The sequence below is a fragment of the Microbulbifer sp. ABE4_465 genome (assembly GCF_056160765.1).
The window spans coordinates 72603-88554 of sequence record NZ_JBSWXV010000003.1 but is presented as its reverse complement, the minus strand read 5'-3'; the positions used below and the strand labels follow the sequence as shown (position 1 = coordinate 88554).

General features: G+C 58.1%; 15 protein-coding genes. 9 read left to right on the top strand and 6 right to left on the bottom strand.

Translation table 11 applies throughout. The features are described from left to right. The first annotated feature begins 67 nt into the window (after positions 1–67). From ydiJ to ACXAG1_RS07350, 3 genes are all read left to right on the top strand, one after another. A complete protein-coding gene (ydiJ, locus tag ACXAG1_RS07360; RefSeq protein WP_475119386.1) occupies positions 68–3145 on the top strand; it encodes a D-2-hydroxyglutarate dehydrogenase YdiJ in 3078 nt (1025 codons plus the stop codon). A 5-nt stretch (positions 3146–3150) separates the two neighbouring features. Then, positions 3151–3924, top strand: a complete 774-nt coding sequence (locus ACXAG1_RS07355) for a tetratricopeptide repeat protein (RefSeq protein ID WP_475093823.1) — start codon at positions 3151–3153, stop codon at positions 3922–3924. A gap of 651 nt (positions 3925–4575) precedes the next feature. Continuing rightward, complete coding sequence (locus ACXAG1_RS07350; protein WP_475093824.1) at positions 4576–4995, top strand: 3D domain-containing protein; 420 nt, start codon at positions 4576–4578, stop codon at positions 4993–4995. A gap of 93 nt (positions 4996–5088) precedes the next feature. Here ACXAG1_RS07350 and ACXAG1_RS07345 read toward each other — a convergent pair whose 3' ends face one another. Both ACXAG1_RS07345 and ACXAG1_RS07340 read right to left on the bottom strand, forming a co-directional pair. Next, complete coding sequence (locus tag ACXAG1_RS07345; protein ID WP_475093825.1) at positions 5089–5709, bottom strand: hypothetical protein; 621 nt, start codon at positions 5707–5709, stop codon at positions 5089–5091. Between the two features lie 297 nt (positions 5710–6006). Continuing rightward, complete coding sequence (locus tag ACXAG1_RS07340) at positions 6007–6273, bottom strand: hypothetical protein (protein WP_475119385.1); 267 nt, start codon at positions 6271–6273, stop codon at positions 6007–6009. A gap of 210 nt (positions 6274–6483) precedes the next feature. On the opposite strand from ACXAG1_RS07340, the gene trhO reads away from it, so the two are divergent. After that, positions 6484–7494 (top strand): oxygen-dependent tRNA uridine(34) hydroxylase TrhO, encoded by a 1011-nt coding sequence (gene trhO, locus ACXAG1_RS07335; RefSeq protein WP_475119384.1) that lies wholly within the window; start codon positions 6484–6486, stop codon positions 7492–7494. A 30-nt stretch (positions 7495–7524) separates the two neighbouring features. Here the strand turns inward: trhO and ACXAG1_RS07330 are convergent, their stop codons facing one another. The 3 genes from ACXAG1_RS07330 to apbC form a co-directional block, all read right to left on the bottom strand. Continuing rightward, complete coding sequence (locus tag ACXAG1_RS07330) at positions 7525–7908, bottom strand: hypothetical protein (protein ID WP_475093828.1); 384 nt, start codon at positions 7906–7908, stop codon at positions 7525–7527. A gap of 369 nt (positions 7909–8277) precedes the next feature. Beyond that, positions 8278–8685, bottom strand: a complete 408-nt coding sequence (locus tag ACXAG1_RS07325; RefSeq protein ID WP_475119383.1) for a hypothetical protein — start codon at positions 8683–8685, stop codon at positions 8278–8280. 177 nt (positions 8686–8862) lie between these two features. Further along, positions 8863–10014, bottom strand: coding sequence for an iron-sulfur cluster carrier protein ApbC (apbC, locus tag ACXAG1_RS07320; protein ID WP_475119382.1), 1152 nt, complete (start codon positions 10012–10014; stop codon positions 8863–8865). 217 nt (positions 10015–10231) lie between these two features. On the opposite strand from apbC, the gene metG reads away from it, so the two are divergent. The 5 genes from metG to ACXAG1_RS07295 all read left to right on the top strand — a co-directional run bounded on the left by metG (position 10232) and on the right by ACXAG1_RS07295 (position 14608). Next, entirely contained in the window at positions 10232–12283 is a 2052-nt protein-coding gene (gene metG / locus ACXAG1_RS07315; protein WP_475119381.1) for a methionine--tRNA ligase, read from the top strand. Between the two features lie 158 nt (positions 12284–12441). Next, positions 12442–13374 carry a D-2-hydroxyacid dehydrogenase gene (locus ACXAG1_RS07310; protein WP_475119380.1) on the top strand — a complete coding sequence of 311 codons (933 nt, stop codon included), beginning with the start codon at positions 12442–12444 and terminating at the stop codon, positions 13372–13374. Positions 13375–13510: 136 nt separating this feature from the next. Further along, the gene (locus ACXAG1_RS07305) at positions 13511–13807 is read left to right on the top strand and encodes an ElaB/YgaM/YqjD family protein (RefSeq protein WP_475093833.1); all 297 of its coding nucleotides are present in this window, start codon (positions 13511–13513) and stop codon (positions 13805–13807) included. An 86-nt stretch (positions 13808–13893) separates the two neighbouring features. Further along, entirely contained in the window at positions 13894–14397 is a 504-nt protein-coding gene (locus ACXAG1_RS07300) for a hypothetical protein (RefSeq protein WP_475119379.1), read from the top strand. Beyond that, the gene (locus tag ACXAG1_RS07295; protein WP_475093835.1) at positions 14366–14608 is read left to right on the top strand and encodes a hypothetical protein; all 243 of its coding nucleotides are present in this window, start codon (positions 14366–14368) and stop codon (positions 14606–14608) included. Before ACXAG1_RS07300 ends, ACXAG1_RS07295 begins: the two co-directional genes overlap by 32 nt. Positions 14609–14628: 20 nt before the next feature. Here ACXAG1_RS07295 and ACXAG1_RS07290 read toward each other — a convergent pair whose 3' ends face one another. Continuing rightward, positions 14629–15933 carry a nitrate- and nitrite sensing domain-containing protein gene (locus ACXAG1_RS07290; protein ID WP_475119378.1) on the bottom strand — a complete coding sequence of 435 codons (1305 nt, stop codon included), beginning with the start codon at positions 15931–15933 and terminating at the stop codon, positions 14629–14631. Positions 15934–15952: the final 19 nt, after the last annotated feature.

Sequence of the window (15952 nt, the reverse complement as noted above, 5' to 3'; positions counted from 1 at the left end):
CCGCCACCGCCGCTAAAATGCCAGTCCTTCTTATATATACCAGTCTTACCAGATCCCGGGGCCCGGAATGATTCCAGCACTGCGCGAAATCAACGATGTACAGGCGCTCTACCTGCAGTTTCTCAAAGCACTCAAGCAGGAGGGCTTCCATGGCGATGCGAGCCCCAGTTACGCCAGCCGCACGGTGCTCTCCACGGATAACTCCATCTATCAGGTACTGCCCCAGGCGGTGGTGTACCCGCGAGATATTCACGATCTGCAACTGCTGATGGAACTGGCGGACCGGGAAGAATTCCACAAGGTGGTGCTGTCCCCCCGCGGCGGCGGTACCGGCACCAATGGCCAGTCCCTGACCGACGGCATCGTGGTGGACATTTCCCGGCATATGAATCGCATCCTCGAGATCAACGCCGAGGAAGGCTGGGTGCGAGTGCAGACCGGGGTGGTCAAAGACCAGCTGAACGCGGCACTGAAACCTCACGGACTGTTCTTTGCCCCGGAACTGTCCACCAGCAACCGCGCCACCATCGGCGGCATGATCAATACCGATGCCTCCGGCCAGGGTTCCTGCCTGTACGGCAAGACCCGCGACCATGTACTGGAGTTGAAAACCGTGCTGATGGGCGGTGAGCTCTGGCACTCCCACGCGATCGACGATGAGAAGCTGGCAGAGGTCGCCAGCAGCGGCACGCGCGCTGGCAGGGTTCACCAGACCGTCGACAGCGTGGAGCGCGACAAGCGCGATCTGATCGAGGCCAGGTTCCCCAAACTGAACCGCTGCCTGACGGGTTATGACCTGGCACACATCAGGGACACGGAAAAAGGCAAGGACGGCAAGTTCAACCTCAACAATATCCTGTGCGGCTCCGAGGGCACCCTCGGCTTTATCGCCGAGGCCAAGCTCAACCTGCTCAAGATCCCCAAATGCGCGGCACTGGTGAACCTGAATTACGACCACTTCCAGGATGCACTGAAAGACGCCACCGACCTCATGAAGGCCGGCCCCACCTCCATCGAGACCGTGGACAGCAAGGTACTGCAGCTGGCCATGGGCGATATCGTGTGGGAGAGCGTCAGTGAATTTTTCCCCCAGGATGACAGACCCGTGCAGGGCATCAACCTGGTGGAGTACACCGCGGATTCCGAAGAGGAACTGGACGCGGCACTCGATAAATTTACCGCCCACGTGGACAGCCTGATTGGCCAGCCGGGCAAGAGCTTCGGCTACACCATTGCCCGCGGCCACGCCCAGGTGGACAAAATCTGGGGTATGCGCAAGCGCGCCGTGGGCCTGCTGGGCAACGCCAAGGGCGAGCAGCGCCCGATTCCGTTTGTGGAAGACTGCGCGGTACCGCCGGAAAACCTCGCGGACTTTATCGCCGAATTCCGCGCGGCGCTGGATGAGGCCGGTTTTGCCTACGGCATGTTTGGCCATGTGGACGCCGGCGTGCTGCACGTGCGCCCGGCCATCGACATGAAAGACCCGGAACAGGCCAAACAGGTCCGCATCATCACCGAGAAAGTGGTAGGCCTGGCGAAAAAATACAACGGCCTGCTGTGGGGTGAACACGGCAAGGGCGTGCGCTCGGAATTCGCGCCGGAATTCTTCGGCGAACTCTATCCGGAACTGCAGAAGATCAAGGCCGCCTTCGACCCGCGCAATCAGCTGAATCCGGGCAAGATTGCCACCCCCAGCGCCGCCTCCGGCCTGCTCAAGATCGACGAGGTGCCCACCCGCGGCGAGCACGACCGTCAGATTCCGGCGCAGGTGTGGGAAGGCTATTCCGAAGGGGTTTACTGCAACGGCAACGGCGCCTGCTTTAACTGGAATCCGGACGATGCCATGTGTCCCTCCTACAAGGGCACCCGCAATCGCATCCACTCCCCCAAAGGCCGCGCCTCCCTGATACGCGAATGGCTGCGCCTGCTGGCAGACCGCTCCGTGGACCCGGAAGCGGTAGCGCGAAAAAGTCGCGAACAGTCTTTCCTTATTAGCCTGCCAAGCCGTATCAAGAACTCCCTGGCCCGCGCCCGTGGCGAATACGACTTCAGCCACGAGGTAAACGACTCCATGCAGGCCTGCCTGGCGTGCAAGTCCTGCGCCGGTCAGTGCCCGATAAAGGTGGATGTGCCCACCTTCCGCGCCAAGTTCCTCGAACTCTACTACAGCCGCTACCTGCGCCCGGTAAAGGATTACTTTGTCGGCGGCCTCGAATTTGTCATGCCGCACCTGGCGCGGGTGCCGCTGCTGTACAACCTGCCCCTGAAACTCAAGCCGGTGCGCTGGATCATGGAGCGCGGCCTCGGGCTTGCCGACTCACCGAGCATCTCAGGCACTCGCCTGAACAGGGTGATGCGCGAGCTGGGCGTGCCCTACGCCAGCCGCGAGAACCTGCGCGCCATGGGCCCCGCCCAGCGGGCCAAATCTGTGGTGATCGTGCAGGATGCATTCACCAGCTACTTCGATGCGGATGTGGTGGCCGACACCCTGCGCCTGCTCAAACTGCTGGACTTCAATCCACTGGTGGCGCCATTTCGCGCCAACGGCAAACCGCTGCATGTGCACGGCTTCCTGCGCCAGTTTGCCCAGACCGCCGCCAGTAACAGCGCGATGCTCAACAGCCTGGCACAAAGCGGTGTACCTCTGGTCGGGGTAGATCCCTCCATGACCATGACCTACCGCGCGGAGTACCAGAAGCTGCTCGGGGACAAGGCGCCCAAGGTCCAGTTGCTGCAGGAGTGGTTATCCCAGCACACCGAACATCTGGCAACGAACAGGAACCGCCTGCAGTCGGGTAGTTTTACCCTGCTGCCCCACTGTACCGAGCAGTCCAACGCCGCCGGCTCCACCCGGCAGTGGCAACAGGTGTTTAGCGCCCTGGGTATAGAACTCCAAAGCCAGGCCGCCGGCTGTTGTGGCATGGCGGGAACCTACGGCCACGAAATGGCGAACCGGGAAACCTCCCGTACCATTTTCCAGCAGTCCTGGGCCCCGAAACTACAAGGGGATTCCCGCGCGATACTCGCCACCGGATACTCGTGCCGCTGCCAGAGCAAGCGTTTCGCGGACAAAAATTTGCGCCATCCGTTGCAGGCGCTACTGGCGCAGATCGAAGATTCAGGGTTTACTGTCAGTAATCACTAACTTGCATGCGGCGCTACCCCGGCGTCGCAAGCAACGACTCAGATGGACTGACCATGCTGCGCTCGCGCCAATACCGCCCCGCACAATGTATTCGCCTCGCCCTTCTGCTCGGTGCTCTCTGCGCGCCTCTCCCGACCCTGGTAGTGGCGCAGACAGAAATCAGCCCCGGGGAAGTCGCCCCATTGATCATGGAGGCGGAAGAGTACGCACTGGAGGGCAATTACGATCTGGCACTCCCGCTCTATGAGCGCGCCATCTCGGAACTGGCATCCCAGCCCCACCGCCAGAATCAGCTGCGCTACCGCTATGGCATCATCCTGAATGCCCTGGGCGGTCAGCGGCCGGATCTGTACCCGCTGGCGCGCGGTCAATTTGAAGCGGTTCTCCAGTACATCGAGTCCGCACCGGGGATTCCATTTGAGCACTCCGCAGCGCGGGTGCGTTCGGCCATTGCACACACCTTCCACCAGCAATCCGCACTGCAGGAAAACCCCACTCACCGCGCGGTCATGCTGCGCAACGCCTACCAGCTGTACTCCGGTGCTATCGAGGAACTGCGCGCTGAAGGCGACTGGCAAAACCTCGCCATTACTTCGTTCAACATCGGGCAGGTGTGCGAATGGCAGGGGAATCTGGAGGAAGCCATCCAGTGGCTGGAGCGCGCCGTGGCGCTGGATCGCAAACACGGTTTTCCGGACCTGGAAGAGGACCAGGCCTACCTGACCGCACTTCGCGAACTGGTCAATCCGCAGCAGCCAGCAGGCAGCACTGCGATTTGATCATCAGTCACCTCTTGAGACCGCACCACGCCCCATAGGACTCCATCGATGGCAACCAAATTCTTGGACGATAGTACAACTTTCCCCGGTGGTTCGGCCTGTTCCACGAGCTGCCCAGCCTAAAACGCCGGGTTTTCTATCAGGTAAATAGGCTAGACCTTGCCTGCACTTGGGGAATTTCATGTGATTCCCCCCTCTATAGCGCTGTCACCAAAACTTTTCACCCTTTTTCGGACAATCAGTCACAAATAAGCGTAAAAAAATTTTGTTCCAGCGGACTCCCGGTCGCCGCGCCCAAATCGTCGATTTTTTCACCAAACCTAGATGACATCGCTGTCAACCTGATCTAATGGTCAGGAATTACATGCCAATAAATTCAAACGATTGTTTCGATGCTCGTCATCAAGCGGTCACAGGCAGGGATATTGCCCCAAAATTTACACCTACCACACACCTTTTGGACTATTCGAGCGCAGGAATACGAGAATCTTTCCGAAGACCTCACGGTTCTCTGGGCACGCTTGCGTCAAATCCTCAGCCCCGTCATATTGCCCACCCTGATCAAACATTGATCACTTATGAAGAAATCAACTTGGAGCCACACGGACACCTAGTGTTTGTGACCAAAGCGCTTCCGGAGGTATAGAAAACATGCGACAGAGTCTTAAACAGTACATCATCGTACTCGCAGCTTCCCTTGCGGCCCTGGCCGGTAGCGACGCCTTTGCCGCCATCAAATCCCCGGAGAAGAACAAGAAATCCATGACCGTTACCGCAACCGCCTACAACTCCGTTGAAGGCCAGACCGATGACGACCCTTGGACTGCGGCCTGGAACAACCGTCTGCGCCCCGGTGACAAGATCATTGCGGTGTCCCGCGACCTGGAGAAGCACGGTCTGACGAACGGTGCCAAAGTGCGAATCGAAGGCCTGCCCGGTACCTACACCGTGCGCGACCGGATGAACAAGCGTTACAAAAACCGCATCGACGTGTGGATGGAAGAAGACATCAAGAAAGCACGTAAGTGGGGTAAGAAAAAGCTGAAAATCATCTGGGATCACAAGAAGTAATTCAACGCGATCCGTTGAACGACACAGGGCATTGCCAGCACTGTTCAAGAAGAACCCCGCTTATGCGGGGTTTTTTTGTTGCTTCAGGGGCGATCAGGGCTCTGTGGTTACTTCCACACCTGGCACCTCGCGGCAACCCTCGTTTTTGATGTAGTAGGAACTCGGCTGGTACGTCTGGTTGTAACGATGCTCTATACCCTCATCGCGAAACACCAGAAGGTACTCCTCCTTAACCCAGCCCTTGTCCGTGAGATATTCACTCAACCACAGGAGTGCCGGGCCATCTTCGTGGCATTTGCCGTAAAACATACGCGTTTTTTCTACCAGCCGCTTGGTGAGGTAATCGCGATACTGACCGGGATACGTAAAGCGCTCCCCCGACAGGTCGGCATTCAGTACGCCATCCTCATTGCCTTCCAGCTGCGCCTGGGAGCGATCACGCCGCTCGGCGGGAGGAAGGTTTCGATCTTCGGGTGCGGAAAATTTCTCCGGCTCCGGTGGATCGTCACTGTCTTGATCACGAAGCGGACGTTCATCACCAGGGCCGTCAATTTTTTCAAGAAAGATCGCCGTATTCTCATCGCAGTCGACACACGTGCGACCGGCAATAATGGCGTAGCCCTTGAGCTCTGAAATCAGTTCCGCTTCCGCGAGGTTCACATCGATGACCCGGTCATCGGACAACTTCAGCTCGATACCGGAAAACGCCGGCATCGCGGATGAAAAACAGAGCAGGGGAAGTAATAGACAGTAAGGGAATATTTTCACGCAGAGCAACCACACTTAATACATCTGCAGACCGCGACCAGTTGGCACCGCCAGGGCAACTTTCCTTGCTGCCCTTGGCGGCGCCGCGATTGGGTAGTGCTGTTACACTGTCGCGATTCCCTTCTATGTATAACCATAGCAGGCCAGCACATTCCTGCCGGCCCCGGCGCTTTTTTATTTGTAAACGCTCTGGTGACCGGAGGTCACTCAGGTTAAACCCGGCCGCACGCCATCAACGTGCTGTCACGGTGCTTCCCAGCTGCCACTCTCTTCGGCAGGGCCAATGAAGGCGCCCACACCCTCTTCCTTCAGTGCACCCAGCGCTTCCTGCAATGCGTCGTCGTCCGACTCAAACACATCCTCCCACACCGTGGAGTTGTTGTGCTCGTCGACAATTTCGAGAAGCCAGCCGCCCTCGCCATCCTCGTAGATGTCAATACTGACCGTATGGTTTCCGTCACTGTAAGCACGGCTCAGGGGGGAGTCCTGGGAAGTGAAGTCTTCGGCCATGGGGGTAACCTCGCTGGCTAGGGGGGAGTAAAAGTGGGTAACCGGTTGAACGCGGCACCCGTCCTGGCGAGCCGTGGTCAAGCAGCGTCCTTCACTGTCGAAAAAGTGTACGACCCACTGGGAGAAATTTGTTAAAATGCGCGGCGAATTTTCACCACTCTTTCCCTGAATGCCCCGGATTTACGCTCCGGCCTGCAAAAGGACACCAGAATGACCGCTTCCGCCGCCGAAAGCACGCCCGTTGTGGTATGTGCGCTGTACAAATTTGTCAGCCTTGAAGACTTCGAATCCCTGCGAGAACCCCTGCTCAAGGTAATGCTCGACAACGAGGTGCGCGGCACCCTTTTGCTGGCTGTCGAAGGAATCAATGGCACCGTAGCCGGCACCCGCACCGGTATCGACGCGCTGCTCGACCACCTCAGGACCGACCCGCGCCTCGCCACACTGGATTACAAAGAGTCCTATACCCGGGAAATGCCATTCCTGCGCAGCAAGGTCAAACTGAAGCGTGAGATTGTGACCATGGGTGTCGAAGGCATTGACCCGCGTCGTACCGTGGGTACCTATGTGAAACCCGCGGACTGGAACGCGCTGATTTCCGATCCGGAGGTGCTGCTGATCGACACCCGCAATGACTACGAGTACCAGGTCGGCACCTTTGAGCACGCGGTAAACCCCAACACGACGTCTTTCCGCGAGTTTCCCGACTACGTCAAACAGCACCTCGATCCGCAGAAGCATAAAAAGGTGGCCATGTTCTGCACCGGCGGAATTCGCTGTGAAAAGTCTACGGCGTATATGAAGGAGCAGGGATTTGACGAGGTCTATCACCTGCAGGGCGGTATCCTGAAGTACCTGGAAGAAGTGCCCAAGGAAGAGACTCTGTGGCAAGGGGAGTGCTTCGTTTTCGACGACCGGGTAACCGTCAATCACGATCTGGAGCGCGGCTCCTACGCGCAGTGTAACGCCTGTCGCATGCCCGTGACCGAAGAGGAAATGGCTTCGGAACTGTTTGAGCAGGGGGTAAGCTGCCCGCACTGCCACGACACGGTTTCCGAGGCGGACAAATCGCGATTCCGCGAGCGGGAAAAACAGATCCAGCTGGCAAAAGTTCGCGGTGAGCAACACCTGGGTGAAGACGCCAAGGCCACCACACTCAACCGCCGCCAGCACAAACAGGCATTGCGCCGCCAGCAAGCAGAGCAGGCGCGCAAGGCCTGAATTACCGCCCGATAAACTTCACTGCCGGAGTCAACTGGGGACTTCGGCGGTGCTGACCAGCCACTGCAGCGCTTCCGCCTCGGTCAGAAAGGAGAACAGCTCCAGGCCGTCCTGCCGCGCCTGATTGCGCATGACAGCCGTGGTATTCAGCTGAGCATTATTGAGCACCGCGATGCGCGCCGCGCGCAGCTCCGGAACACTGGCAACAAAACTGCCGTAGCGCCGCTGCTCGCTCAGTGTCAGGGACAGCTTGGTGACTTTGCGTGCATCCGCGAGAATCCGCAGCGGTTTGAGATGCCCGTACTTCGCCACAAGTTGGCGCGCAGCCTGCACGCGGTTGTCAAAGGTGGCCTCTCCATAAAGTACTAGAGAAACCACACGATTCTGTTTGTCGTATCGGATCTGAAAACTCACAACTACTACTCGTATCTGCCCGCGCGGCAAAGCGCCACAGCAAAAACCACAACATTCTTATGTCAGAACCAAGCATGGTCGAATATTACGACCAGTGATTCTCAATTGGCACAAAAAACCAAACTGCACTTAATATTTGTGAAACTGGTCCAAATGCTGCCGAGATCTACCGCCCACCGGAGTAAGCGTGAGACAAATAACGATAACCAAAAGGTACTACCGGCGTATGAAAAATTAGTGCACAGCGCGTACCAAGTCTGGCTCAGGGAGTAGGATCCAGTCCGGGAATAGGACAAAGTTCGCGGTGATACAGAGAACGAGTCCGCGCAGAGAGGGACAGAGGGGTCAGGTGAAATATCCCCCCGGATATCAGCGCAGCACTTCTCCCGCGGTGGAGCGCGACTTTTCGCCTTCCGCCAGCCACTGCAGCGCCGCCTGCTCGGTAACAAATTCCAGTACGTTCAACCCTTCCGCACGGGCTACGCCGTCGATCACCACATTGGCGTTGTAATCCGGCGCATGCAGCACTGCGATGCGCCCGTGTTTCACGCCCTGCAGATGGGCCACGTAGGTGCCAAACGCCTCGCGCTCGGCCACGGACATATCGATATCCGCCTGGCGCACATCCACCAGCACATTCAGTGGATGCAGGTGCCCGTACTTTTCCGCCATCTGGCGGGCTGCCGCACGTTTTTCCGCCGCATCCACACGGTCGAAAAAGATGGCACTGACCAAACGCGTCGTTGCGTTAAATCGAACCTGAAAGCCCAACTGCATTCTCCTGAGCCAATATATTCAGGGCGGAGGCGCGTCTCACGAAGAAACACGCTCCACCGCCGTCTCCCCGACCTCAGGTCGGGTATCCCAGTGTCTACCGGTAATTTGCGGCCACTGAGTATAGCCCCACGCTGGGATTGGTCCGGCTGATCCTCGTACTGGCGCCTGTTGACGCGATCAATCCAGTTCAATCTCCGGCATACCATCGTCGCTGGCACCAAGCCACACTTGCGCCGCTGCTGCGCGAGCAATTTCACGGTACAGCGCTGCTACCTTGCCCTCGGGCTCCGCGGCCACGGTAGGGCTTCCACCATCGGTCTGCTGGCGGATCGACATCGCCAGCGGCAGCTGCCCCAGCATACGGGTGTCGTAGTCTGCCGCCATTCTGTCGCCACCACCGGCGCCGAAAATAGGCTCCTCATGACCACACTTGGAGCAGGTATGCAGCGCCATGTTTTCCACAATTCCCAGCACCGGTACAGAAACCTTGCGGAACATCTCTACGCCCTTGATGGCATCGACCAATGCCAGATCCTGGGGTGTAGTCACAATGACCGCACCGGCCAGAGCCACCTTCTGCGACAGGGTCAACTGGATGTCACCGGTGCCCGGAGGCATATCCACCACCAGATAATCCAGCTCACCATGTTCGCTGCCAGCGCCCCACAGGGTCTGGGTCAGCATCTGGTTCAGGGCGCCGCTGGCCATGGGGCCCCGCCACACGGCCGGGGTATCTTCAGTCAGCAGGTACCCCAGCGACATGGTCTGCAGGCCCTGCGCCGGAATGGGTACAAAAAACTTGCCGCCCTGTACCTCCGGCCGCAACCCTTCAGTGCCGAGCATGGTGGGCAGGCTGGGACCGTAAATATCCGCATCCAGTAGCCCCACCGCAGCGCCCTCGGCGGCCAGCGCGAGCGCCAGGTTCACCGCAGTGGTGGACTTGCCCACACCGCCCTTTCCTGACGCCACGGCGATAATGTTCTTCACCGCCCTTAGGGAGTCCGGCACCTCTCCTGCGTCTGTACGCTGGATCTCAGAAAACAGATCAAACTGAATTTCACTGCCCGCCAGTGCCCCCTGTAGCAGCGGCTCGCAGGCCGCCTGCACCCGCTGTGCCCAATGGGGCTGCTGGCTGGCACAGGGGTACCCAAGGGTCACACCGACATACACGGTGCTGTCGTCAAAACCCACCTCAATGTCCGCATCCAGGGCATCGAGGACCTCGCCGGTAGACGGGTCTTCCAGAGCGCCAACGGTCTCCGCGATCCGCTCGAGCCCCGCCTGGATTTCAGGAGAAAGGTCGCTGTGGTCTTGATGGTGATCGGTCACGGTGGTGTCCTCGCTAGAACAGATGTGCAATGGGGAATTGGGGCGGCATTGTGGTCAAGCTGTGCGCGGATGACAAGCGCTCGACCTATCGGTTCCCTGATGCTGCCGGGTGCCTTACAGCCCCCATTTCTGCTATATTCCGCGCTCTTTTCCGGCCCCGGCGCCGCACCATTCAAACAATCTACACAGACTAATCTCGCAGCTTTTGGAATCCATGATGTCTCACACCGACAGTCAGCCCAGAAACATCCTCGTCACCAGTGCCCTGCCCTATGCCAACGGCTCCCTGCACCTGGGTCATATCCTCGAGTACATCCAGACCGACATCTGGGCCCGCTTCCAGCGCGCCCGTGGCAACCAGTGCCTGTACATGTGTGCCGACGACGCCCACGGCACCGCCATCATGCTGAAAGCCGAGCAGCTGGGCCTGACTCCGGAGCAGCACATCGCCAATATGCAGGCAGAGCACGAGCGAGACTTCGATGGCTTCCTGATCGGTGTGGACAACTATCACTCCACCCATTCCGCCGAGAACCGCGAACTGTCGGCGATGATTTACAAGCGCCTGCGTGAAAATGGCCATATCGCCTCACGTACCATCACCCAGGCGTTTGACCCGGAGAAAGAACTGTTTCTGGCAGACCGCTACATCAAGGGCACCTGCCCGAAATGTAAAGCCGAGGATCAGTACGGTGATAACTGTGAAGTCTGCGGCGCAACCTACAGCCCCACCGAGCTGATCAATCCGGTCTCCGCCATCTCCGGCGCAACGCCGGTCGAGAAAGAGTCGGAGCACTTCTTCTTTACCCTGCCGGCATTCACCGATTTTCTGAAACAGTGGACCCGCTCAGGCACCCTGCAGAGCGAGGTGGCAAACAAGCTGTCCGAGTGGCTGGAAGACGGCCTGCAGGAGTGGGACATCTCCCGCGATGCGCCCTACTTCGGCTTCGAGATTCCCGATGCGCCGGGCAAGTATTTCTATGTATGGCTGGATGCCCCTATCGGCTACATGGCCAGCCTGAAAAACTATTTTGACAAGAAGAGCGATCAAAACAGCCAGGAATGGCTGGAATACTGGAAGAAAGACAGTACCGCCGAGGTGTATCACTTTATCGGCAAGGACATCGTCAACTTCCACGCGCTGTTCTGGCCGGCCATGCTGGACTCCGCCGAGTTCCGCACCCCCACCAAGGTGTGCGTGCACGGCTTCCTCACCGTGAACGGAAAGAAGATGTCCAAGTCCCGCGGTACGTTTATCAATGCGCGTAACTACCTGGACAACCTGAACCCGGAATATCTGCGCTACTACTTCGCGGCCAAGCTGACCGCAGGTGTGGACGATCTGGATCTGAACCTGGACGACTTTATTGCCAAGGTGAATTCAGACCTGGTGGGTAAGGTGGTGAACATCGCTTCCCGCACCGCCAAGTTTGTGAGCAAGTCCGGCGGCACACTGGCCAGCGAGCTCGCCGACGAGGCCCTGTGGAACCAGTTTGTGGAAGCGGCGCCGCGTATTACCCAATGTTTTGAAGCGCGCGAATACAGCCGTGCTACCCGCGAGATCATGGCGCTGGCGGATGCGGCCAATGCGTGGATTGCGGATAAGGCGCCCTGGTCTCTGGCAAAGGAAGAAGGCAAGGAAGACGAAGTGCTGGCGATCTGTTCTCAGGGCGTGAATATGTTCCGCGCACTGATTACCTGGCTGGCGCCGGTACTGCCGGAAACCGCGAAAAAAGCCGAGGATTTCCTGGGTGTGACGCTGTACTGGAAGTCGGCGACGGTACCGCTGGCGGGCCACACCATCAACAAGTTCAAGCCGCTGATGCAGCGTGTGGAGAAGACTCAGGTGGAAGCAATGCAGGAGGCGGCGAAGGAATCTCTGGCGCAACTGCAGGCGGAGACCAAGGCTGCGACAGGCCCACTGGCGGACGATCCGCTTGCAGATGAAATCCAGTTCGACGACTTTGCCAAGGTGGATCTGCGTATTGCGCTGATTGCCAATGCGGAACATGTGGAAGGTGCGGGCAAGTTGCTGCGCCTGACTCTGGACCTGGGCGGTGAAACCCGCAATGTGTTTGCCGGTATCAAGAGCGCTTACAGTCCGGAAGATCTGATCGGCAAGCACACGGTGATGGTGGCCAACCTGGCGCCGCGCAAGATGCGTTTTGGTGTTAGTGAGGGCATGGTGCTGGCGGCGGGCCCTGGCGGCAAGGACCTTTGGATTCTTGAACCCCACTCGGGCGCCCAGCCCGGCATGCGGGTAATGTAATTCCACTTTCTCCCGGGGCTTATTTAAGTCCCGGGTCTAATTCCCGGGCGGCCCTCAGGGGCCATTCCCTGCTCCGCAACCTCATCGGCAATCGCTCCACAGGAAATGGCCCCTGAGGGCCTTATCTTCGACTTCATTGGGTTTAAAAGGACTTTGTTATGCGTGGGGTTTTTCTTGATGCGTTGACGATGAAGTTGGGCGAACTGGATACGTCCGCGCTGGAAAGTTCGCTGGATCAGTGGGCGTTTTTTGAAACGACTTCGCCGGAACAGACAGCAGAGCGTATCGCTGAAGCGGATGTGGTGATTACCAATAAGGTGGTGCTCGATCGGGGTTTGATTGAGGGCGCCACCAATCTGAAGCTGATTTGTGTGTGTGCTACCGGCACCAATAATATTGATCTGGATGCGGCAGCTGCTCGAAATATCCCGGTAAAAAATGTAGCCGGTTATACCGGTACTTCTCTCGCGCAGCACACTCTCGCGCTGATTCTCGCCCTGGCCACCCGCTGGCACCAATACAACGATGATGTGCGCGATGGCCACTGGAGCCAGTCGCCGATTTTCTGTCGCCTGGACTACCCGGTGATGGAACTGGAGGGAAAGTCTCTGGGAATCATCGGTTACGGCGATCTGGGTAAGAAAGTCGCGCGGCTGGGTGAGGCGCTGGGGATGCGTGTTCTGGTGGCGGATTCGTTTACCGGTGAAGCCAAGCCTGGCCGTGTGCCACTGGATCAGTTGCTGGCGGAATCTGATGTTGTCAGTTTGCATTGCCCGCTGACGGAGCAGACGGATCAACTGGTAAATAGTAAGTTTCTTGCAGCCATGAAGAAATCGGCGTTTCTAATCAATACTGCCCGCGGCGGGCTGGTGGATGAGGAGGCTCTGGTGCGGGCACTTATTGGTGGTGAGATTGCCGGTGCTGCACTGGATGTTTTGAGTGTGGAACCACCACCCGCGGATCATCCGTTACTTGCTGATGGCATTCCCAACCTTATTATCACGCCGCACAATGCCTGGATCAGCCGCGAGAGCCGCCAGCGCTTGCTCGACGGTGTGGTCAGAAATATCACCGACACATTCGCAACCTGACCGACCTTAAGGCCAATCCGATATTTAGCCCGCGCTGCTCATACCAATTTTTTCCAAAGCGCGGTTTATCCTTCGTAGTCACTCTTCTCCGTCTTATCCTTCGCGCTCACCTTGATTGCTATCGGAGGGTAATACCATGGCAACTGCAAAAGCCCCGAATTCAGGCGCCGCCACAGGCAGTACGCGTGACAAGCTGCACCAGGCGTACAACCTCGCCGGTGAAGCGGCACACGATACTGCGTCGCAGGTAAAAATGCGTGCGCGGGAAACTGCCGACACCGTCAAGGCGCGTACCCGCGACGGTATGGAGAAAGGAAAACAGCGCGCGCAGGACGTGGCTGAGAAGGCGGAAAATTCCATCAAAGCGCATCCTCTGGTCAGCGTGGGTTGCGCGTTTGCGGCGGGCTGGTTGATCGCAAAGATTCTGAAATAAGATTTTTGCTGCGCTAAATGCTCGGAAAAATACCCGGTGATGCTGCCGGGTGTTTCCTGTTGCACACAGACATTGGGGACAACTTCATGGCGGACCCTCAGGATTCGGAACAGCCGAACCGGCAGGCATCAGAACCGGTTTACGCGCGGGAGCACGCGGGACATTCTTCTCGGTCAGGTTCTGCTGAGGCGGAAAGCCTGTCACAGGAATTCAATGCACTGCGAGAGCGGGCAGAAGCAACCATGACCCTCGCCTCGGCCTGGGCTGAGAACTTTACCAGCCTGGTCCAGCTCGAATTCAAACGCACCCTGCAAGCCGGCACACGTATTGTCGTGATGCTGCTGATTCTTTTCTTTCTCGCGATATCCCTGATCGTCAGCCTGTGTGCCGGGCTTGGCCTGATGGGCTACTACTATTTCCAATCCATATACCTGGGTTTCGGCATCTTCATGGTGTCCCAATTTGTTGTTGTTGGCGGACTGCTGCTGGCAATGAATCGCTTGAAGAACTTCCTGGGATTTGACGAATCCCGCAGGCAGGCAAAAGAGGCTCTGGACGATGTCACTGCGCTCTTTAAACAAGCAGATTGAACAGCGCCGGCAGGCGATGGTAAAGCAACGTCGCTGCGCGCTAACCCTGATGCAACAGCAGCAGGCCCATGCTCTAGTCCAGGCCCAGCGTGTTCCGCTACCGCTCGCGATGCTGGGCGCCTTCGCCGGTGGCTTCGCTATCCAGCGATTGTTTAATCGCCCCGCAACCCACACCCTGGTGAACTGGTACCTGACTCTGCGAGCGTTTTAACACCTGTCGCGCCGGTGTTTTCAGCGGGGCAGGCGCTGCTCGGCCCCGGCATTGATTATACGCTCGGCAACTTCCACCAGCTTCAGGTTCATTTCCATCGCTCTCTGTTGCATGGTGCGATAGGCGTCGTCTTCGCTCATGCGCAGACTTTTGATCAGAAGCCCTTTCGCCCGCTCTACCAGCTTGCGCTCTGCAAGTGTCTTGCGGGTTTCTTCCAGCTCGGTACTTACTCGCTGAATATGCGCCACCTGGGACCTGATCAGATCGTAAAGGGAGTGCGCCAAAGGCTGGCCGTGCAAGGTGCCGATACCGCTGGCCGCTACGCTGCCATACAAGCCGGGAACTTCGGGGTCGAATAGCACTGCCAGTGCCGGTAGGTTATTCCAGTCTGCAGATTTCATCTGTTGTAACTGCGTATAGTGATGGCCGAGCTCAGACTGCGCATCGGATACCCGCTGGCGGCTCACCCGCAGCAGGCGCGCGGCCATGGCATCCTCCAGTCGATGCATCGCATCAATACGTGCCGTTGCCAACTGATACCAGACCTCGCTGATTTCCGAGGCAATCGGCTCGCCATTTTTGAGCCCGGCGATCACCAGCCGCAGCCGCTGTAAATCCCGCGATTCCTGACTGTCTTCAATCGATTTCCAGCGCGCGGTCTCGTTCTCGCCAGCATATTCAGCAAACACGTCCAGGCTGCGTCGCTGGCAATCCTGCAGCTGCTGCAGGCGCTCATGCAAGCTTGCATCAAAGTGGCTGCTGGCAAAGCCAATAGCGCCCCAGGCCCGCTCCTGGCCGGAAAACTCCTTGGCCTGCATAAAGTTAAACAGTGCGACCAGCAGGCGGGTCACTTCCGGGTCGTCGGCAACGTCCGCAGCTTCGAATACCACGCTCAGCAACCCGGCAATCAGCCGGCAGTAGGCATCGGTAGATTCCAGAGCACTCACCTCAAACGCATCGATGTGCCGACGTAGCTCCGCCAGCTCATCCAGCCCGTGCAGGGAGTATGCAATGCTGTTTAACAGGCGCATGTCGGCAGCGCCATCGCAGCGACCACCGTGTAAGTATCGATTGTGCAACAATGCGCGAAACTGGCCTTCACTGAGCTGGCAATTCTGGATTTGTGCGTTGCGCTGCTCTTCAAACCGAAAACCCGCCGACACCAGATAAATATTGCAGATGCCACGCTCCCGCTGCAGTTGATGCACCAGGTCCGATACCGTAGTTACCAGTTCGCAACTGCCGGCCAGGCGATCCAACGTCTGAATTTCCGCGCGCTTGGCAGCGAGCAGAAATTTTTCAGCATCTTCACTGTGGTTCTGCATGGTGGTGTCTCCGCACGCG